Annotated in this window: 17 protein-coding genes; 7 read left to right on the top strand and 10 right to left on the bottom strand. The window is 66.5% G+C overall.

Translation table 11 applies throughout. The annotated features are described in order from the left end of the window. Nucleotides 1-99: 99 nt before the first annotated feature. Together qcrA and qcrB are read left to right on the top strand one after the other, a co-directional pair. Nucleotides 100-1170, top strand: coding sequence for a cytochrome bc1 complex Rieske iron-sulfur subunit (qcrA, locus tag C566_RS0104130; RefSeq protein WP_026266363.1), 1071 nt, complete (start codon nt 100-102; stop codon nt 1168-1170). After that, on the top strand, nt 1148-2827 hold the full coding sequence (gene qcrB / locus C566_RS0104135) for a cytochrome bc1 complex cytochrome b subunit (protein WP_018773074.1): 1680 nt from the start codon (nt 1148-1150) through the stop codon (nt 2825-2827). The genes qcrA and qcrB overlap by 23 nt, the downstream gene beginning before the upstream one ends. A gap of 141 nt (nt 2828-2968) precedes the next feature. Here the strand turns inward: qcrB and C566_RS0104140 are convergent, their stop codons facing one another. Beyond that, entirely contained in the window at nt 2969-3760 is a 792-nt protein-coding gene (locus C566_RS0104140) for a GntR family transcriptional regulator (RefSeq protein WP_018773075.1), read from the bottom strand. Between the two features lie 271 nt (nt 3761-4031). Here C566_RS0104140 and C566_RS0104145 point away from each other — a divergent pair, with 271 nt between their 5' ends. Continuing rightward, nucleotides 4032-4325 (top strand): HPr family phosphocarrier protein, encoded by a 294-nt coding sequence (locus C566_RS0104145; protein WP_026266364.1) that lies wholly within the window; start codon nt 4032-4034, stop codon nt 4323-4325. 155 nt (nt 4326-4480) lie between these two features. On the opposite strand, the gene C566_RS0104150 is transcribed toward C566_RS0104145, so the two are convergent. From C566_RS0104150 to C566_RS0104170, 5 genes are all read right to left on the bottom strand, one after another. Continuing rightward, nucleotides 4481-4882, bottom strand: a complete 402-nt coding sequence (locus C566_RS0104150) for a cytochrome c oxidase subunit 4 (protein ID WP_018773077.1) — start codon at nt 4880-4882, stop codon at nt 4481-4483. Beyond that, the gene (gene ctaD, locus C566_RS0104155; RefSeq protein WP_018773078.1) at nt 4879-6600 is read right to left on the bottom strand and encodes an aa3-type cytochrome oxidase subunit I; all 1722 of its coding nucleotides are present in this window, start codon (nt 6598-6600) and stop codon (nt 4879-4881) included. The genes C566_RS0104150 and ctaD overlap by 4 nt, the downstream gene beginning before the upstream one ends. A gap of 10 nt (nt 6601-6610) precedes the next feature. Continuing rightward, on the bottom strand, nt 6611-7483 hold the full coding sequence (ctaC, locus tag C566_RS0104160; protein ID WP_026266365.1) for an aa3-type cytochrome oxidase subunit II: 873 nt from the start codon (nt 7481-7483) through the stop codon (nt 6611-6613). A 207-nt stretch (nt 7484-7690) separates the two neighbouring features. Continuing rightward, nucleotides 7691-8080 (bottom strand): HesB/IscA family protein, encoded by a 390-nt coding sequence (locus C566_RS0104165; protein ID WP_018773080.1) that lies wholly within the window; start codon nt 8078-8080, stop codon nt 7691-7693. A 169-nt stretch (nt 8081-8249) separates the two neighbouring features. After that, nucleotides 8250-9680: a dipeptidase gene (locus C566_RS0104170; RefSeq protein WP_026266366.1), complete on the bottom strand. Its 1431-nt coding sequence runs from the start codon at nt 9678-9680 to the stop codon at nt 8250-8252. Between the two features lie 106 nt (nt 9681-9786). On the opposite strand from C566_RS0104170, the gene C566_RS0104175 reads away from it, so the two are divergent. Next, the gene (locus C566_RS0104175) at nt 9787-10386 is read left to right on the top strand and encodes a DUF3043 domain-containing protein (RefSeq protein ID WP_026266367.1); all 600 of its coding nucleotides are present in this window, start codon (nt 9787-9789) and stop codon (nt 10384-10386) included. Nucleotides 10387-10487: 101 nt separating this feature from the next. On the opposite strand, the gene C566_RS0104180 is transcribed toward C566_RS0104175, so the two are convergent. Then, nucleotides 10488-11561, bottom strand: coding sequence for a quinone-dependent dihydroorotate dehydrogenase (locus tag C566_RS0104180; RefSeq protein WP_018773083.1), 1074 nt, complete (start codon nt 11559-11561; stop codon nt 10488-10490). Between the two features lie 139 nt (nt 11562-11700). Here C566_RS0104180 and C566_RS0104185 point away from each other — a divergent pair, with 139 nt between their 5' ends. After that, the gene (locus C566_RS0104185; RefSeq protein WP_018773084.1) at nt 11701-13395 is read left to right on the top strand and encodes an FAD-binding dehydrogenase; all 1695 of its coding nucleotides are present in this window, start codon (nt 11701-11703) and stop codon (nt 13393-13395) included. A 45-nt stretch (nt 13396-13440) separates the two neighbouring features. After that, entirely contained in the window at nt 13441-14412 is a 972-nt protein-coding gene (locus tag C566_RS0104190; RefSeq protein WP_018773085.1) for an alpha/beta hydrolase, read from the top strand. 6 nt (nt 14413-14418) lie between these two features. Here the strand turns inward: C566_RS0104190 and C566_RS0104195 are convergent, their stop codons facing one another. The 3 genes from C566_RS0104195 to leuA form a co-directional block, all read right to left on the bottom strand. Then, nucleotides 14419-15270 (bottom strand): isoprenyl transferase, encoded by an 852-nt coding sequence (locus C566_RS0104195; protein WP_018773086.1) that lies wholly within the window; start codon nt 15268-15270, stop codon nt 14419-14421. Between the two features lie 20 nt (nt 15271-15290). After that, a complete protein-coding gene (recO, locus tag C566_RS0104200; RefSeq protein ID WP_018773087.1) occupies nt 15291-16043 on the bottom strand; it encodes a DNA repair protein RecO in 753 nt (250 codons plus the stop codon). 189 nt (nt 16044-16232) lie between these two features. Continuing rightward, a complete protein-coding gene (gene leuA / locus C566_RS0104205; RefSeq protein WP_026266369.1) occupies nt 16233-17972 on the bottom strand; it encodes a 2-isopropylmalate synthase in 1740 nt (579 codons plus the stop codon). A gap of 252 nt (nt 17973-18224) precedes the next feature. Here leuA and C566_RS0104210 point away from each other — a divergent pair, with 252 nt between their 5' ends. Then, nucleotides 18225-20177 (top strand): M13 family metallopeptidase, encoded by a 1953-nt coding sequence (locus tag C566_RS0104210; RefSeq protein ID WP_026266370.1) that lies wholly within the window; start codon nt 18225-18227, stop codon nt 20175-20177. The last annotated feature ends 54 nt before the right edge of the window (nt 20178-20231 follow it).

The following is a 20231-nucleotide window of genomic DNA, read 5'->3' on the forward strand; positions in this document are numbered from 1 at the left end:
CGGACCTTGCACCTGTAAGAATTTTCTGCTGACCCGTCAGCAGTTTGAATTGAAACCTAACTCGGCACTCGCCGAGACGAGAGAAGGATGAGGCGAATTATGGGCAACCATAGTGACGGCGGTCCGAACGACTCGGGCACCGTAGCTACGGCTGGTCAGAATGAGGTGGAGAAATTCCAGGATCCTGGAATTCCCCCGCACCGTTTGCGCCTGGCTGACACGGACCCGAAGGCCGCTAAAAAGGCAGAACGGCAGGTAGCCCTTCTGTTCGGCATCTCGGTCGTTGGCACCTTGATATTCCTGGTGGCGTATTTTGCGATCGATCTGGGGGATGATTCCACGATCGCCACGATCCGTCTCCAGAATGCACTGCTGGGCCTGGGTACCGCGTTCGCGATGCTGGGCATCGGCACCGGTATCGTCCACTGGGCCAAGGCCCTCATGCCGGACCACGAGGTCTCGGAAGAGCGCCACGCGATCCGCACCGAGGAAGACCGCCAGGCTGCCGTCCGCATCGTCGATGACATTGTGGAAGAAACCGGCATCAAGCGCCGGCCGCTGATCCGCAACACCCTGCTCGGCGCCGTCGCACTGGCACCCCTGCCGGCCCTGGCCATCTTTGGTGACCTCGGCCCCCGGCCGGATGACACGCTGGCCCACACCATGTGGGCCCCGCAGGACGGCAAACTCAAGCGTCTCGCCCGCGACCCCGATGGCACTCCGATCAAGGCCGCGGACGTTACTTTGGGCTCTGCTTTCCACGTCATCCCGGAAGGGCTGAACGAGCTGAGCGAAGGCAAGCTGAATGAGAAGGCTAAGTCCGTTGTCCTCCTCATGCGCCTGAACCCCGAGGAGCTCCACCCCTCTCCAGGGCGCGAAGACTGGGCCTACAACGGAATCGTTGCCTACTCCAAGATCTGCACCCACGTCGGCTGCCCTGTTGCCCTCTACGAGCAGCAGACGCACCACCTGCTGTGCCCGTGCCACCAGTCCACCTTCGACCTGACCCAGCAGTGCAAGGTGATCTTCGGCCCCGCCAGCCGCCCCCTCCCCCAGCTGCCGATCTCCGTCGACTCTGAGGGTTACCTCGTCGCCACGAGCGACTTCCATGAACCCGTTGGACCGACCTACTGGGAGCGTGAGCAGCATGTCCTCATCCCAAACTCCTGATGCCCCCGTCTTCGTCGCCAAAACCTCAGGCGGCCGCATCACCGACTTCGTCGACCAGCGTGTTGGCGGCTCCGGAATCCTCCGTGAATTCGGTCGGAAGGTCTTCCCGGACCACTGGTCGTTCATGTTCGGCGAAGTGGCGCTGTACTCCTTCGTCATCCTGTTGCTCTCGGGCACTTTCCTGACCTTCTTCTTCGATCCGTCCATGGCGGAGACGCACTACGCGGGCTCTTACGCGCCCCTGAAGAACGTTGAAATGTCCGTGGCGTACAGCTCCTCACTGGACATCTCCTTCGATGTTCGTGGCGGCATGTTCATGCGCCAGGTACACCACTGGTCGGCCCTGCTGTTCGTAGCCTCTGTCTCCGTGCACATGCTTCGCGTGTTCTTCACCGGCGCATTCCGCAAGCCCCGCGAACTGAACTGGGTGGTGGGCAGCGTCCTGCTCATCCTCTCCATGGCCGCAGGCTTCACCGGCTACTCACTCCCCGATGACCTGCTCTCCGGCAACGGCCTGCGCATCATCGACGGCGTCATCAAGTCCATCCCGGTCATCGGCACGTACACCTCGTTCTTCCTCTTCGGCGGCGAGTTCCCGGGCACCATGATCATCAGCCGCCTGTACATGCTCCACATCCTCCTGGTTCCCGCGCTCATCCTGCTGATGATCGTGATGCACCTCTTCATGGTGGTTGTGCACAAGCACACGCAGTACCCCGGCCCCGGCCGCAATGACGGCAACGTCGTCGGCTACCCCCTGGGACCGGTTTACGCGGCGAAGGCCGGCGGCTTCTTCTTCATCGTGTTCGGTGTCGTTGCCCTCATGGCGGCGTTCTTCACCATCAACCCGATTTGGAACTACGGCCCGTACGACCCCTCCCCGGTTTCGGCTGGCACCCAGCCTGACTGGTACATCGGTTTCGTTGACGGCGCCCTGCGCCTGATGCCGGGCACGATCGGTGACTGGAAGGTTGAGCAGATCTGGTTCGGCCACATGTTCACGTTCAACGTGCTGCTTCCGGCCCTGGTCCCCGCGGGCATCCTCTTCACGGTCATGTTTGCCTACCCGTGGATCGAACGCTGGATCACCAAGGACAACCGTGAGCACCACGTCCTGGACCGTCCCCGCAACGCTCCTACCCGTACGGCAATCGGCATGGCCGGTTTCGTCTGGTACTGCGTGATGTGGGCAGCCGCCGGCTCGGACCTCATCGCCACCCACTTCCACGTGGCCCTGAACGATGTGACCTATTGGCTGCGCGCGCTGTTCTTCATCGGACCGGTCATCGCGTTCATCGTCACGAAGCGGGTCGCCCTGGCGCTCCAGCGCAAGGACCGCGAGATTGCCCTGCACGGCCGTGAAACCGGCCGCATCGTGCGCCTGCCGCACGGAGAGTTCATCGAGGTCCACGCCCCGCTGGACGAATACAAGCGCTACAAACTGGTCGGCTTCGAGTCCCCGGCCCCGCTCCCCGCGGTGCCGAACGAGAACGGCGTCGTCGACCGCAGGGAAAAGCGCCGCGCGAAGCTTTCCCGCTGGTTCTTCGAGGACCGGGTTGCCCCGGCCACTCCGGCAGAGCTGGAGGCCGCTCACGGCCACCACGGCGCCCACGAGGCCGTCGAAGCTGCAGAGTCCCAGAAGACGCTGAGCCACTAGGCAGCACCAAGCAATACACAGGAAGGCCCGGTCCCCTTGGGGACCGGGCCTTCCTGCATTCCCAATGAAACAACAGCAACACTGGGTCACTTCGCGCAAGCCACCTTCGGGATGGGCGCGAAGTGAGCCGAGGTGTTGTGGCTAGGGGCGGTACCCCGAGGCGTAGTTGCGGGTAGGCCGGACGCCGGGGCGTTGCAGGGGCACCCAGAGCTTGTAGCGGTCAGCCCGGTAGTAGGACACGGAGTAGTCCACCATGGCGCGGGCCACAAAGGCGTGCCGCTGGATCTTCAGCAGCGGAGTGCCGACCTCGACGTTCAGAAGCCGGGCCGTGGACGGCGACGCCGCCGTGGCCTCGATCATGTCCTCGCCCCACTCCATCACCAGCCCGTAGCGTTCGCTCAGCACGTTGTAGAGGGACGTGGGCGGTTCGCCGTCCAGCAGCCCGGGAACCCGGTGGGCCGGAATGAAGTTCTCGTCCACGCTCATCGGCTCGTTGTCGGCCAGCAGGAGGCGCCGGAACCGGACCAAGGGTGTCCCTTCCTCCAACTGCAGTTCGCGGGCCAGGAACGCGCTCGCGCCAATCTGCTCGAAGCTCAGGACCTTGGCGGCGGGGACCATGCCGCGGCGCTGCATCTCTTCGCTGTAGGAGGTCAGCTTCACCTGGAGATCCAGCTTGGGTTTGCGCACAAACGTGCCCAGGCCCACGACGCGCTCAATCACTTCCTCGCCCACAAGGGCGTCGATGGCCTGGCGCACGGTCATCCGGGCCAGACCGAAGCGCTGGGCAAGGTCCCGTTCGGAGGGCAGGGCGGATCCGGGCGGGCAGGCGGCGGCGATGTGCGCCCGCAGGATTTCCCGCAACTGCACGTAGATCGGCACCCCGCTCTCACGGTCGATCTCGCCGATCATTTTGGCCGCGTTAGTGGACGCCATGCTTCAGCCTCCGGTCGCGGCCCGGCGCGGGAAAAACACTCATATCTCAAGGGTAAGCCCGTGGCCCGGCAGGTCTAGACCACGCCGCCGACTCAAGTCGTGCGGCGCACTCCCCCGCGGCTACCCTAGAAGGTAAAGACCGGTGCCGGGGCAAGGGCGCCCGCCCGGTCCGACGGAATGCCTGCCGAACGTCTCCACCTGGATCGCGGTCGGGTGGCCGGCCCGCCCAGTAGCAGCACGTACAGAACAACACCAGCATGAGGGAGTCCCGTTGCCAGTTCGCAAGGCAATCGTCATGGCCGCCATCGGCCTCCACGCCCGGCCGGCGGCAGTATTTGTCCGGGCGGTCACGGCGACCGGCCTCCCGGTGACCATCAGCAAGGACGGCAGGCCCGGCGTCGACGCCCGTTCGCTGCTGGAGGTCATGACCGAGGACTTCGAGTGCGGCTGTGAGGTGGAGCTGGCCGTCGCTGCGGACGCCCTACCGGCCGCCTGCAGCCCCGCAGAGGCCGAGGGTGCGCTGGAGGAACTCCGGATCCTCTTGGAGTCGGCAGCGGCGTCCTGAGGGGCGCACGCGGGCCGGACGCGCGAAGGCGCACCACACCCAGCCGGCAGGAACAAGCCCCGGCAGCAACAAAGAAGCAAGGCACAAACGACGGCGGCCCCCACCATTGGTGGGGGCCGCCGTCGTTTGTTCTGAACTTTTAGTCCGGGTGCGCGCTAGTGCGCGTGGTCACCACGGCTGTACTCGTAGACCCAGCCGACCAGTGCGACCACTGCCATTCCGCCGGCGATGAAGACGATCCACCAGCCCACGGCCAGGCCGAGGAACCCTGCGGCGCAGGACAGGCCCAGCATCAGCGGCCACCAGCTCCAGGGGCTGAAGTGTCCCTGCTCGCCGGCGCCTTCGTGGATCTCGGCGTCGTTGCGGTCCTCGGGGCGCATGCCCACGCGCCGGCCGGTGAAGCCGAGGTAGGCGCCGATCATGCCGGCGAGGCCGCCAACCAGCAGGATGGCCAGTGCGCCCACCCATTCGGTCCAGTTGGTCAGGTAACCGTAGATGAATGCCACGGGCACGAAGAAGAAGACGCCGAAGCCAAAGATCCTTGATTCGATTTTCACTTGGCGGTGTCCTTCTGGTCGGCGTTACCGAGAGCCGCTGCTGCCGGAGCAGGCGAATCCACGGTGTAGGACTGGGAAAGCTCCGGGTGGTGCAGGTCCAGGGCAGGACGCTCGGAGCGGATACGGGGCAGGGAGGTGAAGTTGTGACGCGGCGGCGGGCAGGACGTGGCCCACTCCAGGGAGGCACCAAAGCCCCACGGGTCATCAACTTCCACACGCTCGTTGCTGCGCCAGGTGATGTAGACGTTCCAGAAGAACGGAATCAGCGACGCGCCGAGGACGAACGAGGCGATGGTGGAGAACTGGTTCATCCACGTGAAGTTGTCCTGCGGCATGTAGTCGGCGTAGCGGCGGGGCATGCCCTCGACACCGAGCCAGTGCTGGATCAGGAAGGTGCCGTGGAAGCCAAGGAACAGCATCCAGAAGTGGATCTTGCCGAGACGCTCGTTGAGCATCTTGCCGGTCCACTTGGGCCACCAGAAGTAGAAGCCGGCGAACATGGCGAACACGACGGTGCCGAAGACCACGTAGTGGAAGTGCGCCACCACGAAGTAGGAGTCCGAGACGTGGAAGTCCAGCGGCGGCGAGGCCAGGATGATGCCGGTGAGGCCACCGAAGAGGAACGTCGCCAGGAAGCCGATGCTCCACAGCATGGGGGTCTCAAACGTGATGGAACCGCGCCACATGGTGCCGATCCAGTTGAAGAACTTCACGCCGGTCGGAACGGCGATGAGCATCGTCATGAAGGAGAAGAACGGCAGCAGTACCGAGCCGGTGACGTACATGTGGTGGGCCCACACGGTCACGGACAGGGCGGCGATGGAGATGGTCGCGTAGACCAGGCCCTTGTAGCCGAAGATCGGCTTGCGGCTGAAGACCGGGAAGATCTCGGAGACGATGCCGAAGAACGGCAGCGCAATGATGTACACCTCAGGGTGGCCGAAGAACCAGAACAGGTGCTGCCAGAGGACGGCACCGCCGTTCTCGGGGTCGAAGATGTGCGCACCGAAGCGCCGGTCCGCGCCGAGGGCAAACAGCGCGGCGGCCAGCGGCGGGAAGGCCATCAGGACCAGGATGGAGGTTACGAGGGCGTTCCAGGTGAAGATCGGCATCCGCCACATGGTCATGCCCGGGGCGCGCATGCAGATGATGGTGGTGATGAAGTTGACCGCGCCAAGGATGGTGCCGAAGCCGGAGAGCGCCAGGCCGAAGACCCAGAGGTCACCGCCCACGCCGGGGCTGAACGTGGTGTTGGACAGCGGCGCGTACGCGAACCAGCCGAACGACGCGGCACCCTGCGGGGTGATGAAGCCGGAGACGGCGATCGTGGAGCCGAAGAGGAAGAACCAGAAGGCCAGTGCGTTCAGTCGCGGGAAGGCGACGTCGGGGGCACCGATCTGCAGCGGCATGATGACGTTGGTGAAGCCGGCGAACAGCGGCGTCGCGAACATCAGCAGCATGACGGTGCCGTGCATGGTGAAGAGCTGGTTGTACTGCTCTTTGGTCTGCAGGATCTGCATGCCGGGCTCGAAGAGCTCGGCACGGATCAGCAGCGCCATGATGCCGCCGAAGCAGAAGAAGATGAACGACGCGATCAGGTACATGTACCCGATCGTTTTGTGGTCGGTCGAGGTGATCCAGTTGACGACGATGCGTCCCTTGGACTTCGGTACTACGGGAGCCTCGAGGATCCCGGCGGATTGAGTGTAAGTTGCCACGTCGCTCCCCTTACTTGGTTTCGGCCGGGGCCGGGTTGCGGTCGTACTCTTCACCGAGCAGGCCGGTGTTCCCGTCCTGGCGCAGCTTGTCCATGTGCGCCTGGAACTCCGACTCGGAGACAACCTTCACGCGGAACAGCATTTCGGAGTGGTACTCGCCACAGAGTTCGGCGCACTTACCGTCGTAGGTGCCCTCCCTGGTGGGCGTCAACCGGATGTAGTTGGTCTTGCCGGGAATCATGTCCCGCTTCTGCAGGAAGGCAGGGACCCAGAAAGAGTGGATGACGTCGCGCGCGTTGAGCTCGAGGTCAACAGACTTGTTGACCGGCAGGTACAGGGTGGGCAGCTTTTCCTTGTCCACGTCGTTGCCGGTCAGGTGCGCCTGGACGCCCGCTTCGTGCACGTCCTCGGTGACGACGTTGCCCTTCAAGTAGTTGAAGTCCCAAGCCCACTGCTTGCCGCGGACGTCGACGACGACGTCGGCCGGCGTTGAGCGGTCATCGATCGACTGCTGATCGCGGTCGGTGAAGTAGAAGAACACCAGGACCATGAACAGCGGGATCGTCAGGTAGAACACTTCAAGCGGAAGGTTGAAGCTGCTCTGGCGCGGGAAACCCACGGTGCCCTTGCGGCGCCGGTAAGCGACGATGCACCAGATCATCAGGCCCCAGGTGATGATGCCGACGACCAGCGCGGCAATCCATGAGTTGACCCAGAGGTCCATGATGAGGTCAGTGTGATTGGTGGTGCCACGCTCGGTGGGCAACCAGCCCTTCTGTACCTCTGGTGAACATCCAGTCAAAGCCAACGCGCCGGCTAGTGCCAAGCCAGTGATCGTAGTGATCTGTTTGCGTCGGCTGCCGGTTCGGTTCTGCGAACTCACAGACGGCCCTTCCTACTTGTTGCTGTTGCCCCGCAAATTACGGGCAGGGCAAACGAAAAGTTTTACTACTCGGTGTAGAGCTTACCGCTCCCCGGGAGTTTTCGCCCACATGTCCGCACCGTGCGTCGGGAGCTTTTTGTAGGCGCCGCTCGTTGAGGATCCTGCGGCACTAAGGCCGGGCAAAATGCCCGGCCTTAGTGGAAGGAATTAGTGGAAAGAATCTCCGCAGGCGCAGGACCCGCCGGCGTTCGGGTTGTCGATCGTGAAGCCCTGCTTGGCGATGGTGTCCTCGAAATCGATGCTGGCACCGCTGAGGTAAGGAACACTCATCTTGTCGACGACGACTTCCACGCCGTCGTAGTCGCGCACAGCGTCCCCGTCGAGCAGCCGCTCGTCGAAGTAGAGCTGGTAAATCAGGCCGGAGCAACCGCCGGGCTGCACGGCAACGCGGAGGCGCAGGTCGGTGCGGCCTTCCTGCTCCAGCAGGCTGCGGACCTTTCCGGCCGCGACGTCGGTCAGCATGACCTCGTGCGTGGCCAGCTCGCCGGTCTCGGCGGCAGTGTTGCCGGCGCTGTTTTCATTGGTTGTAGTGCTCATGGCCTACCTTCTTGCAACGGTGGTGGCGGCCCCGCTCGCACGGTGCCCGCCCCTACTTAAACGGTATGGGCTATAGCTACATGCTACTTCGCGCAGCCTTGTAGCTCTAACTCCTGACGTAACTGTGGGAGACGGCTGGATGTTCCCCCGGCCCGCCACTGCGCGGGGGCTAGAGCGCGCCCTCGTCGTTCAGGCGCGCGAGCAGCAGGGCCTCGGCGACGATCGCGTTCCGGAAGTCGCCCAGGTGCAGCGATTCGTTGGCGCTGTGGGCGCGGGAATCGGGGTCCTCGACGCCGGTGACCAGGATCTGCACGTCCGGGTAGAGGTCCGTCAGGTCCGCGATGAAGGGAATCGATCCGCCGATCCCCATTTCGACTGCGGGCACGCCCCAGGCCTCGCCGAGGGCCCACATGGCCACGGACGCGGCCTTCGAGCTCGTGTCGGTCAGGAAGGAATTGCCGCTCTCCCCCGGGGTGAATACGACCTGCGCGCCGAACGGGGCGTGGTCTTCGACGTGCTTGCGGACAGCCTCCATGGCGGCTTCCGGGTCCTGGCCCGGGGCCAGGCGCAGGCTGAACTTGGCCCGTGCCCGCGGCAGCAGGGTGTTGGAGGCTACGTCCACGGCCGGGGCGTCAAAACCGATGATTGACAGGGCGGGCTTGGTCCACATGCGTGAGGCAATGCTGCCGGTCCCGGCGAGCTTCACGCCGTCGAGCACGGAGGCGTCAGCGCGGTACTCCTCCTCGGTGAGGTCGACAACGACGTCATCGCGGCTCACCAGGCCCTTGATCGCGACGCTGCCCTCGTCGTCGTGGAGTGTCGCGATCAGGCGGGCCAGCAGGGTCGGGGCGTCGAGCACCGGGCCGCCGAACATGCCCGAATGCACGGCGTGGTCCAGAACCTTGACCTCGATGGTGCCGTCCACCAGGCCGCGCAGGCTGGTGGTGAGGGCCGGAATGCCGACCTTCCAGTTGCTGGAATCGGCGACGACGATCACGTCCGCGCGGAGCAGCTCGCGGTGGGTTTCCAGGAACTGCCGGAACGTTGGCGAGCCGGCCTCCTCTTCGCCCTCGAAGAAGAACGTCACGCCCAGGCCCAGTTCGTCCCCGAGTACGCGCGTCACTGCCGAGTAGGCGGCGACGTGGGCGAGGATGCCGGCCTTGTCATCGGCGGCGCCGCGGCCGAAGAGCCTGCCGTCGCGCTCGACGGCGGTGAAGGGGTCGGTTTCCCACAGTGCCAGGTCGCCGGTGGGCTGGACGTCGTGGTGGGCGTACAGCAGGACTGTCGGCTTGCCCTCCGCGGCCGGGCGGCGGGCGACGACGGCGGGCCCGCCGGGCGTCCCGTCTTCCTTGTCGCAGCGGAGGATCCGGACGTCGTCGAAGCCGCTGGCCCGAACGAGGCTGGCGACGGCGTCGGCGCTGCGGTTCAACGGAGCAGGATCAAAGCTGGGCCAGGCGATGCCCGGAATGGCGACAAGGTCCGTCAGCTGGCCGATCGTCTCGTCGAACGATTCGGCAACGGCCTGGCGGAGGGCCTCGGCATCGATGGTGCCGTCGTGGTCCATGGTGGTCTGCGGGTTCCCCGCGGTAGATGAAGTCATGGCCAAAACACTACCCGTGCTCTGAATCACTACAAACAGCGTCACGGCCGGGCCTGCACCGTGTGGGCTGGGTCTCGGGCCTGTGTCTGCGGGGTATTCTTTAGGGGTGTTTGGACGTAAAAAGGAAGCGCCATCGGCGCAGGACGTAGTTGACCAGCAGGCATCCGAGGCAGCAGCCCGTAGCGCCGTGACCGGCAAGGGCGCACCCACGCCCAAGCGCAGCGCCCAGGAGGCGGCCCGCAAGCGGCCCCTCGTGCCGGAGGACCGCAAGGCTTCCAAGGCTGCCGAGCGCGCCGCCGTCACGGAGCAGCGGCTCAAGATGCGGCAGGCCATGGACACCGGTGATGAGAAGTTCCTGCCGCTGCGGGACAAGGGTCCGCAGAAGCGGTTCGCCCGTGACTTCGTCGATGCCCGCTTCAGCCTTGGCGAGTTCCTCATGTTCGGGGCCCTGCTGTTTGTCATCATCTCCTTGCTCGTGCCGGCCTCCAGTGCACAGATGGTCTACGTCCTGGGCGCCTTCTGGGTCATGTTCCTCGCGGTCTTCGTGGACGTCTTCATCCTCTCCCGCAAGCTCAAGAAGCGTCTCGGCGAAAAGTTCGGCGACGTCGAGCGCGGCACCGTCTGGTACGGCTCCATGCGCTCCCTCCAGTTCCGCCGCCTGCGCCTGCCCAAGCCCCAGGTCCGGCGCGGCGAGTACCCCGCTTAACATTCCCTTCCACTATTTTTCAACCAAGAAGCCCCCGGCAGTCACCTGCCGGGGGCTTCTTGGTTGCAGCGAATGGTCCGGGCCCGAGTACCCCGGGAGCTTTAGCGCCGGCTCGGGTGGGTGGCCAGCAGCCGGTTGATGCGGGCGGCCCAGAAGGGGCCCTCATAAAGGAACGCCGTGTAGCCCTGGACGAGGGTGGCACCGGCGTCCAGCCGTGCCTGCACATCCTGCGCCGTTTCGACGCCGCCCACCGAGACCAGGGTCAGTGCTCCGCCGGTGACGGACTTGAGCCGGGCCAGGACCTCCAGGGACCGCTTCTTCAGGGGTGCCCCGGAAAGACCCCCTGCCCCGCACGCCTCGACCTTGTCGGGGCCGGAGGCGAGCCCGGTGCGGGCGATCGTGGTGTTGGTGGCGATGATGCCGTCCAGTTTCAGGTCGAGCGCCAGTCGCGCGACGTCGTCGATGTCCTCATCGCTGAGGTCGGGCGCGATCTTGACCAGGAGGGGAACGTGGCGGCCAGCGGCCTTGTCCGCCTCCTCCCCCACTGCGCTCAGCAGCGGGCGCAGGGTCTCCACGTCCTGCAGCAACCGAAGCCCGGGGGTGTTGGGCGAGCTGACGTTCACCACGAGATAATCCGCTGCGGGGGCAAGGCTGCGCGCGCTGATCAGGTAATCGGACACCGCGTCCTCGAGCCCAACCACCTTGCTCTTGCCGATGTTCACCCCGATCACGGGCCGGACGCCGGGGTGCTGGCGCTGCAGGGCGGCGCGGGCGGACTTGAGCCGCGGGGCCACCGCCGCGGCGCCGTCGTTGTTGAACCCCATGCGGTTGATGACGGCTTTGTCCTCTACGAGGCGGAAAAGCCGCGGCGCCGGGTTCCCGGGCTGGGCCTGGCCGGTGATGGTGCCGACCTCAACATGGCCGAAGCCGAGCTCGGCCAGCGCCTCGATGCCGAGGCCTTCCTTGTCGAAACCGGCCGCCAGGCCGAACGGCGACGGGAAGGTCAGGCCGAACGCCTGGGTCTGCAGCGACGCCGCCGGGGCGGTGAACTTCTGCAGCAACCGCCCGGCACCGCAGCTGTGGGCGAGGCGGATGGCCTTGAACCCGATCTTGTGGGCGCGTTCGGCGTCCATCCATGAGAAGGCCAGCCGGAAGAATGTGGGATATACGCGCATGCCTCTAGTTTTCCGGTTCGGGCCGCGCAGACCAAACCAGTGTGCCGGTGCCAGCCGGTTGTGACTGCCGTTGTGACTGCAACGCCGCACGCCCCTGCCCCGGCGGCCGAAGGGCACCGGGGCGAGTTAGCATGAAGCCATGACCAGCGATGAGGGCGTCGGAACGGGCGGCTATGGGGCATCAGGGCGCGGGATCGAGGCCGACGTCGTGGTGGTCGGCGCCGGCCTGGCCGGGCTCGTGGCCGCGGCCCAGGCCTATGCCGCCGGCCGCCGGGTGGCGGTGCTCGATCAGGAACCCGAGGCCTCCGTCGGCGGCCAGGCGCACTGGTCCTTCGGCGGCCTTTTCCTGGTCAACACCCGGGAACAGCGGCGGCTTGGGGTGCGGGACAGCGAAGAGCTCGCCCTCGCCGACTGGCATGCGTCCGCGGGATTCGACCGGCCGGAGGACGCCCTGGCGAAGGAGTGGGCGGCGGCGTACGTGAACTTTGCCGCCGGGGAGAAGCGTGCCTGGCTCGCCTCGCTGGGCGTCGGGCTGTTTCCCCTGGTGCAGTGGGCCGAACGCGGCGGCTACGGTCCGGACGGCCACGGCAATACTGTCCCGCGCTTCCATGTCGCGTGGGGCACGGGACCTGCGCTGGTGGCCCCCTTCCTTGCCAAACTGCGCGAAGGCGAAGCTGCCGGCCGCGTGTCCTTCCATTTCCGCCACCGCGCCACTGGGCTCGTGAAAACCGCGGGCCGGGTCAGCGGCGTGCGCGGCGAACTGCTCGAGGCCAGCGGCGCGGGCCGGGGCGAACGCTCTTCACGGCGTGTGGCCGGAAGTTTCGAGGCTGCGGCCGCGGCCGTGGTGGTGACAAGCGGCGGGATCGGCGGCAACCACGATACGGTCCGCAAGCAGTGGCCGGGCGGCGCGGCGCCGGAGCGGATGTTAAGCGGCGTGCCGGCATCCGTGGACGGGGAATTCCTCCCCGCCGTGGGCCGCGCCGGCGGACACCTCATCAACGGGGACCGGATGTGGCATTACCCGGAGGGCATCCACAACCATGCCCCGGTCTGGCCGCGGCACGGCATCCGGATCCTGCCCGGACCGTCGGCCCTGTGGCTGGACGCGACCGGGCGGATGCTCCCGCCTCCCCTGTTTCCGGGTTTCGATTCCCTCGGCGCCCTCCGCCACATCCTGGCCACGGGACATGCCCATTCATGGTTCGTCCTGAACCGCAGCATCGCCCTGAAGGAGTTCGCGCTGTCCGGATCCGAGCAGAACCCGGATCTCACGGGCAAGGATGTTCGGCGGCTGGCCTCACGACTGAAGCCCGGCAGCGACACGCCTCTGCAGCTGTTCCTGGACCGCGGGGTCGACTTCCTGCAGGCACGGGACCCCGCCGAGCTGGCCGGCCTGATGAACGAGTTGACGGGCGGGCAGCTCATCGACCCCGCGACCCTGGAGCAGCTGATCCGCGACCGGGACCGGCAGTTTTCCAGCGGGATGGGCAAGGATCCGCAGCTGGCGGCGATCCGGGCAGCACGGCGCTTCGCCACCGACAAGATCATGCGGGTGGCGCCGCCGCACCGGCTGCTGGATCCGCGGCACGGTCCGCTGCTTGCCGTCCGGCTCTCGGTCCTGACGCGCAAGAGCCTTGGCGGTGTGCAGACGGATCTGCAGTCGCGGGTCCTGGATGCCGGCGGGCAGCCGGTGCCCGGGCTGTTCGCGGCCGGTGAGGCCGCAGGGTTTGGCGGCGGCGGAATCCACGGCTACCGGGCACTCGAGGGGACGTTCCTGGGCGGGTGTCTCTTCTCCGGACGTTCGGCGGGCCGCGCCGCGGCGTCCGCGGCATAGCCGGCACGCAGCAAGCACAGAGTCAGCAGCGCAGGAGGAAAGTCGATGCAGTGGCGGACCGACATTCTGGGGGATGATTTCCAGGCGTGCGCCTTCGAGGCCGCCGGCCCCGACGGTGTGCTGCGCACTGCCACCCTGGTCCGCCATACCCCGCTCCCGCCGGCACCATCGGGACTGCCGGCCCGGGCCGTGCTGTTCCTGCACGGCTGGAGTGACTATTTCTTCAATGAGGAGCTCGCGGAATTCTGGGCGGGGCAGGGGTTTGAGTTTTTCGCTCTAGACATGCACAACCATGGCCGCAGCCTGCGCCCGGGAACCCACGGCGGCTACGTCGCGGACCTGGACAACTACGACGCCGAAATCACCGCAGCGATCGGGATCATCGGCTCGCTCCGGCCAGCCGGCGCGGCGCCGCAGGTGACGCTGATGGGACACTCCACCGGCGGCCTGATCGCTGCGCTGTGGGCCGACCGGCATCCGGGGGTGGTGTCACAGCTGGTCCTGGACAGCCCGTGGCTGGAAGTCCACGGCAGCCCCGCCCTGCGCCGGGCCGCGCGGACCATGGTGGAGCCGTTCGCCCGGTTCTGGCCAGAGTCGGTGATCCGGCTGCCCGAGCGGGCCTTCTATTGGCGCAGTATCAGCAGCGCCGCGGAGGGCGAGTGGGCCCTGGACGATGCCTACCGCCCGCCGCATGCCTTTCCGGTCCGCGCCGGCTGGCTCAGCGCCGTGCTCGCCGGACAGTCCAGGGTCGCCCGTGGCCTGAACATCGATGTACCCATCCTGGTGCTCATCTCGGGCGCCAGCGCCAACGGGATGTTCTGGAAGGAGTCCATGCGCCGCACGGACGCGGTCCTGGACGTGAACACGATCGCCCTCCGCGCGCTCAGCCTGGGCCGCACCGTGACGCTGGAACGGATTGACGGCGCCCTGCATGACGTCTTCCTCTCCGCCCCGCGGGTCCGGGCTGACGCCTATGCCCGGTTGTCCCGGTGGATCAGGGCATACGTCTACGATTGACGCGGATCAGCTGACCTGGCCGCCCGCGGCGGGAGCGGCATCGATGGCTCCTCCGTAGCGGCGGTCCCGCTGTGCGTAGATCTCGACGGCGTCCCACAGGGTCCGGCGGTCCACGTCCGGCCACAGGGTATCCAGGAACACGAACTCGGCGTAGGCCGACTGCCACAGCATGAAATTGGACAGCCGCTGTTCCCCCGAGCTGCGCAGGAACAGGTCAACGTCGGGCAGGTCGGGCTCGTCCAGGAACTTCTGAATGGTCCGCTCGGTGATGGCGCCCGGCTTGAGCCGGCCCTGCGCCACTTCCTCCGCGATCGCGGCGACGGCGTCGGCGATTTCGGCGCGTCCGCCATAGTTGACGCACATGTTCAGGGTGCAGGTGCTGTTGCCGCGGGTGTAGTCCTCGGCCTCTTCAAGCTCGCGGATCACCGAGCCCCACAGTTTCGGACGCCTCCCGGACCAGCGGATGCGGACCCCCCAGTCGTCGAGCTGGTTCCGCTGCCGGCGCAGCACGTCCTTGTTGAAGCCCATCAGGAAGCGCACCTCCTCGGGGGACCGCCGCCAGTTCTCGGTGGAGAAGGCGTACACGCTCACGTGCTCGATCCCCAGCTCGATCGCACCGGCCATGACGTCCAGCAGCGCAGGTTCCCCCGCCTTGTGGCCCTCGATCCGCGGCAGGCCGCGCTGGTTAGCCCAGCGCCCGTTGCCGTCCATGACGATCGCCACATGCCTCGGGATGAACTCCGCGGGAATCGCGGGCGGAACAGCCCCGGACGGGTGCGGATACGGAGCCACCACCGGGGTGGTCCGCCGCCGGCCGTTGGCCTGTTTCGCCTGGCTCTTCTCCAGGTTCTTTCCCAAGCTTCTTCCCAATGCCACTTTTACGTTCGCTCCACATGTTTGAGGGATTTCAGGACTCGTTCCAGGTGCCACTGGAGGTAGCTGGCCACCAGACCGGCCGCTTCCCGGCGGTGGACGGACGCGGAGGCATCCGCCGTCGTCCAGTTCCCGGTGAGCAGGGCACCCATCAGGAGCACCGTCTCCGGGGCCGGCGCGGGCGATCCCGGCGGCCGGCACGCGTGGCAGACCATGCCGCCAAGCGGCGCGGAAAAGGCGGTGTGCGGCCCGGGCGCACCGCACCGGGCGCAGTCGGTGAAGCTGGGCGCCCAGCCGCCGGTAGCGAGGGCGCGGAGCAGGTAGGAATCCAGGATGAGTTCGGGGGCGTGGTCGCCCCGGCTCAGGGACGCGAGGGCACCCACCAGGAGGTTGTATTGGGCGGTTCCGGCTTCGCCGTCGACGTCCGTGAGCTTCTCCGCTGTCTCGGTCATGGCGGCCGCCACCGTGTACCGGCCATAGTCCGCGGCGATGTTTCCGCCGTAGGCGCCCTTGGCCACGGCCTGCGTGACGACGTCCAGGGTGCGTCCGGAAATCAGCTGGAGATCGGCCACCATGAACGGTTCCAGCCTGGCACCGAACCGGCTGCTGGTGCGCCGGACGCCCTTCGCCACCGCCCGCACCTGGCCGTGGTGCTTGGTCAGCAAGGTAATGATCCGGTCGGCCTCGCCCAGCTTGTGGGTGCGCAGTACGACGGCGTCATCACGGTAGGCGCGCGCTGCGAAGGATTGTTGGACCACAGTTAATCTTCGCACTGTCTTTGCGGAATCACGGCATGGGCAGCACCGTCGAGGTCAAACGCGTTGGCAAAATACGGCGCCGCCGGAGTGTTCCGGCGGCGCCGTATGTGTTGGTCCGACAGTGCCCGCCCGTCCACTGACGGATCAGGCCGGGTCGGATCAGGCAGGGTCGGTTCAGGCAGGGTCGGTTCAGGCGCGGGCGTCCCGGATGGCACGGTTCACGGCCGAGATGACGGCCTTGAGGGCGGACGTGCTCGTGTTGGCGTCAATCCCCACGCCCCAGAGCACGCGCTCACCCACGGCGCATTCGACATACGCGGCGGCCAGGGCGCTGCCGCCCTCGGAGAGTGCGTGTTCGCTGTAGTCCAGGACCCGGACGTCCACGCCGTCCTCCCGCAGGATGCTCAGCAGGGCCGCAATGGGGCCGTTGCCGGTCCCGGTCCGGCGGACCTGGGTCCCGTCGATCTTCAGGGCGGCGGTCAGGGTCATGTCGCCGTCTTCGTCCGTCTCGGTGCTGATCGAGCCGAGGGCGTAGCGGCCCCACTGCGTATCGGCAGAGCCCGAGGGCAGGTACTCGTCCTGGAAGACCTGCCACAGCTGGGGTCCGCTGACTTCTCCGCCGACCGTGTCGGTCCGCTTCTGGATGACGCCGGAGAACTCGATCTGGGCGCGGCGCGGCAGGTCCAGGCTGTGCTCGTTCTTGAGCAGGTACGCGACGCCGCCCTTGCCGGACTGTGAGTTGACCCGGATGACCGCCTCGTAGCTGCGGCCAAGGTCCTTCGGGTCCACCGGCAGGTAGGGGACCTGCCAGGTGTAGTCGGCCACGTCCTTGCCCGCTGCGGCCGCGTCCTTTTCGAGGGCCTCCAGGCCCTTCTTGATTGCGTCCTGGTGCGAGCCGGAGAACGCCGTGAAGACGAGGTCTCCGCCGTACGGGGACCGCTCGGCCACGGGCAGCTGGTTGCAGTACTCCACCGTGCGGCGGATTTCGTCGATGTCGGAGAAATCGATCATCGGGTCGATGCCCTGGACGAACATGTTCAGGCCCAGCGTCACCAGGTCCACGTTGCCGGTCCGCTCGCCGTTCCCGAAGAGGCAGCCCTCGATCCGGTCTGCACCGGCCAGGTAACCCAGCTCGGCGGCGGCGACGCCGGTGCCGCGGTCGTTGTGCGGGTGCAGGGACAGGATGATGCCTTCGCGCGGGTGCAGGTTCCGGCTCATCCACTCGATGGAGTCGGCGTAGACATTGGGGGTGGCCATTTCCACCGTGGCGGGCAGGTTGATGATGACCTGCCGGTCCGCCGAGGCTTCGAAGACGTCGGCAATCGCGTTGCAGACCCGGATCGCATACTCCAGCTCGGTGCCGGTGAAGGACTCGGGCGAGTATTCGTAGGTGATGTGCGTATCGGCGAGGGTTTCCTCGTACTTCTTGCACAGCCGTGCACCCTGCAGAGCGATGTCCAGGATGCCGTCTTCGTCCTGGTTGAAGACCACCCGGCGCTGCAGTATGGACGTGGAGTTGTAAAGGTGGACGATTGCCTGCTTCGCCCCGACCAGGGACTCGTAGGTCCGCTCGATCAGGTGCTCGCGGGCCTGGGTCAGCACCTGGATCGTGACGTCGTCGGGGATGTGGTTGCCCTCGATCAGCTGCCGCACGAAGTCGAAGTCGGTCTGCGATGCCGAGGGGAACCCGACCTCGATCTCTTTGTAGCCCATCCGGACCAGCAGGTCGAACATCTTCAGCTTGCGGGCCGGGCTCATGGGATCAATGAGGGCCTGGTTGCCGTCGCGGAGGTCCACGGCGCACCAGCGCGGGGCCTTGGTGATGACTTTGTCCGGCCAGGTGCGGTCCGGCAGTTCAACGGTGATCTGGTCCTGGAACGGAACGTAACGGTGGACCGGCATTCCTGAGGGCTTCTGTGCGTTTCGCATTACAATCGGGGCCTTTTCTGTGATTCTTGGTGAAAGGGTGGCCGGGCAACACAAACTCCGCAGCGAGGGTGGGCCTTGCGCTAGATCGCGTCTGAGGCCTCGCCGCGGCAGCTAAGAAGGAGCAGTTCTGCGCGCACCTTTTCACAGTAACACGGGTGCGTAAGATGAAGGAGCCAGACCACCGTAACGTCCACCATGCAGACCGTGCGCCGGCAAACGCTCCGGGCCGGACTGCCTCTCAAAGGAGCATCCGTGCCACTTTCGGGGATCGATCTGTCCACCATCGACGCCAGCGTCCGCCCGCAGGATGACCTGTACCAGCATGTGAATGGCGGCTGGCTCAACAGCACGGTCATCCCGGACGACCGGCCGCTGGAGGGCACGTTTACTGCCCTGCGCGACGCGTCGGAGCTCGCGGTGAAGGAGATCATCGAGCAGGCCGCCGCACGCGGTGCGGAGGCTACCGGCATCGAGCGCAAGATCGGGGACCTGTACAACAGCTTCATGGACGAAGCGGCGGTGGAGGCCAAGGGCCTGGACCCGCTCCGGGCGCGGCTGGCGGAGGTGTTCGCGACGACGTCGGTGCCCGGTCTCGTGGCGCTGGCCGGGCGGCTGTTCCGCGCCGACGTCTCCGGACTTTTCTACATCTATCCCGCCCCGGATGCCGGAAACCCGGACCGGGTCCTGCTCTACACCGGCCAGGGCGGCCTGGGCCTGCCCGATGAGTCCTACTACCGGGAAGCGAAGTTCGCCCCGATGGTCCAGGCCTACCGTGCACATGTGGGGGCCATGCTGGGCCTCGCTGACGTGGCCGACCCCGAGGGGGCGGCCGGGCGCGTGGTGGCGCTGGAAACTGCACTGGCCTCGCACCACTGGGACAACGTGACATTGCGGAATCCGCAAAAGACGTACAACTTGAAGTCCGCGGAGGAAGCGGCGGAGCTGTTCCCCCTGCTGGCCGACTGGTTCGACGCGGCCGGCATCGAGCCGGAAAAGCGTGCCGAGCTGGTGGTGAGCACCCCGGATTTCTTCTCCGGCGCGGCCTCGCTGCTGGACTCCGAACCGCTGGCGACCTGGCAGGAATGGCTCGCCATGCGTGTGGTCAGCGCGGCCGCCCCGTACCTGTCTTCCGAGTTCGTGGACGCGAACTTCGCGTTTTATGGCACCACCCTGAGCGGTACGCCGCGGATCAAGGACCGCTGGAAGCGCGGCGTCGCGGTGGTCGAGGCGGCCCTCGGGGAGGCAGTCGGGCAGATCTACGTGACGAAACATTTCCCGGAGGGGCACAAGGCGCGCATGCAGACCCTCGTGGCCAACCTGATCGAGGCGTACCGGGAGTCCATCACCGGGCTGGCCTGGATGGGCGAGGCAACCAAGCTCGAGGCCCTGAAGAAGCTGGATTCATTCCGCGCCAAGATCGGCTTCCCGGACAAGTGGATTGACTACTCCGCCGTGGAGATCGACCCCGCCGATCTGCTCGGGAACGTGGAGCGTGCGCACAGCGCCGACGTCGACCGCCACCTCGACGAGGTCGGCAAGCCCGTGGACCGCGAGAAGTGGCTGATGACGCCGCAGACGGTCAACGCCTACTACCATCCGCTCCTGAACGAGATCGTGTTTCCCGCAGCCATGCTGCAACCCCCGTTCTTCACTGCCGACGCCGATGACGCCGTCAACTACGGCGGCATCGGTGCCGTGATCGGCCATGAAATCGGCCACGGCTTCGATGACCAGGGCTCGCAGTACGACGGCAGCGGCCTGCTGCGCAACTGGTGGACCGAGGACGACCGCACCGCCTTTGAGGCTCTGGCCTCCCGGCTCGTGGCGCAGTTCGATGCCCTCTCCCCCACGGCCGCCCCCGGCCACACCGTCAACGGCAAGCTGACCCTGGGTGAGAACATCGGCGACCTGGGCGGCCTCACCATCGGCTACAAGGCCTACCTGATCAGCCTCGACGGGCAGGAACCGCCCGTGCTCGACGGCATGACCGGGGTGCAGCGGTTCTTCGCGTCCTGGGCCGCTGGGTGGCGGCAGGTCATCCGGACTGAAGAGGCCATCCGCCGGCTCGCCACGGATCCGCACTCCCCCAACGAGTTCCGCACGAACGCCATCGCCAAAAACCTTGACGCCTTCCATGCAGCATTCGGCGTCACGGACCAGGACGGCATGTGGATGCCACCGCAGGAGCGCGTCAGCATCTGGTGACCCGAGGCGCCCGGTCACTGGCACCGACCCAGCCGGGAAGGATGTGCGTACACG

It is taken from the genome of Arthrobacter sp. 131MFCol6.1 (assembly GCF_000374925.1).
Classification (GTDB): domain Bacteria; phylum Actinomycetota; class Actinomycetes; order Actinomycetales; family Micrococcaceae; genus Arthrobacter.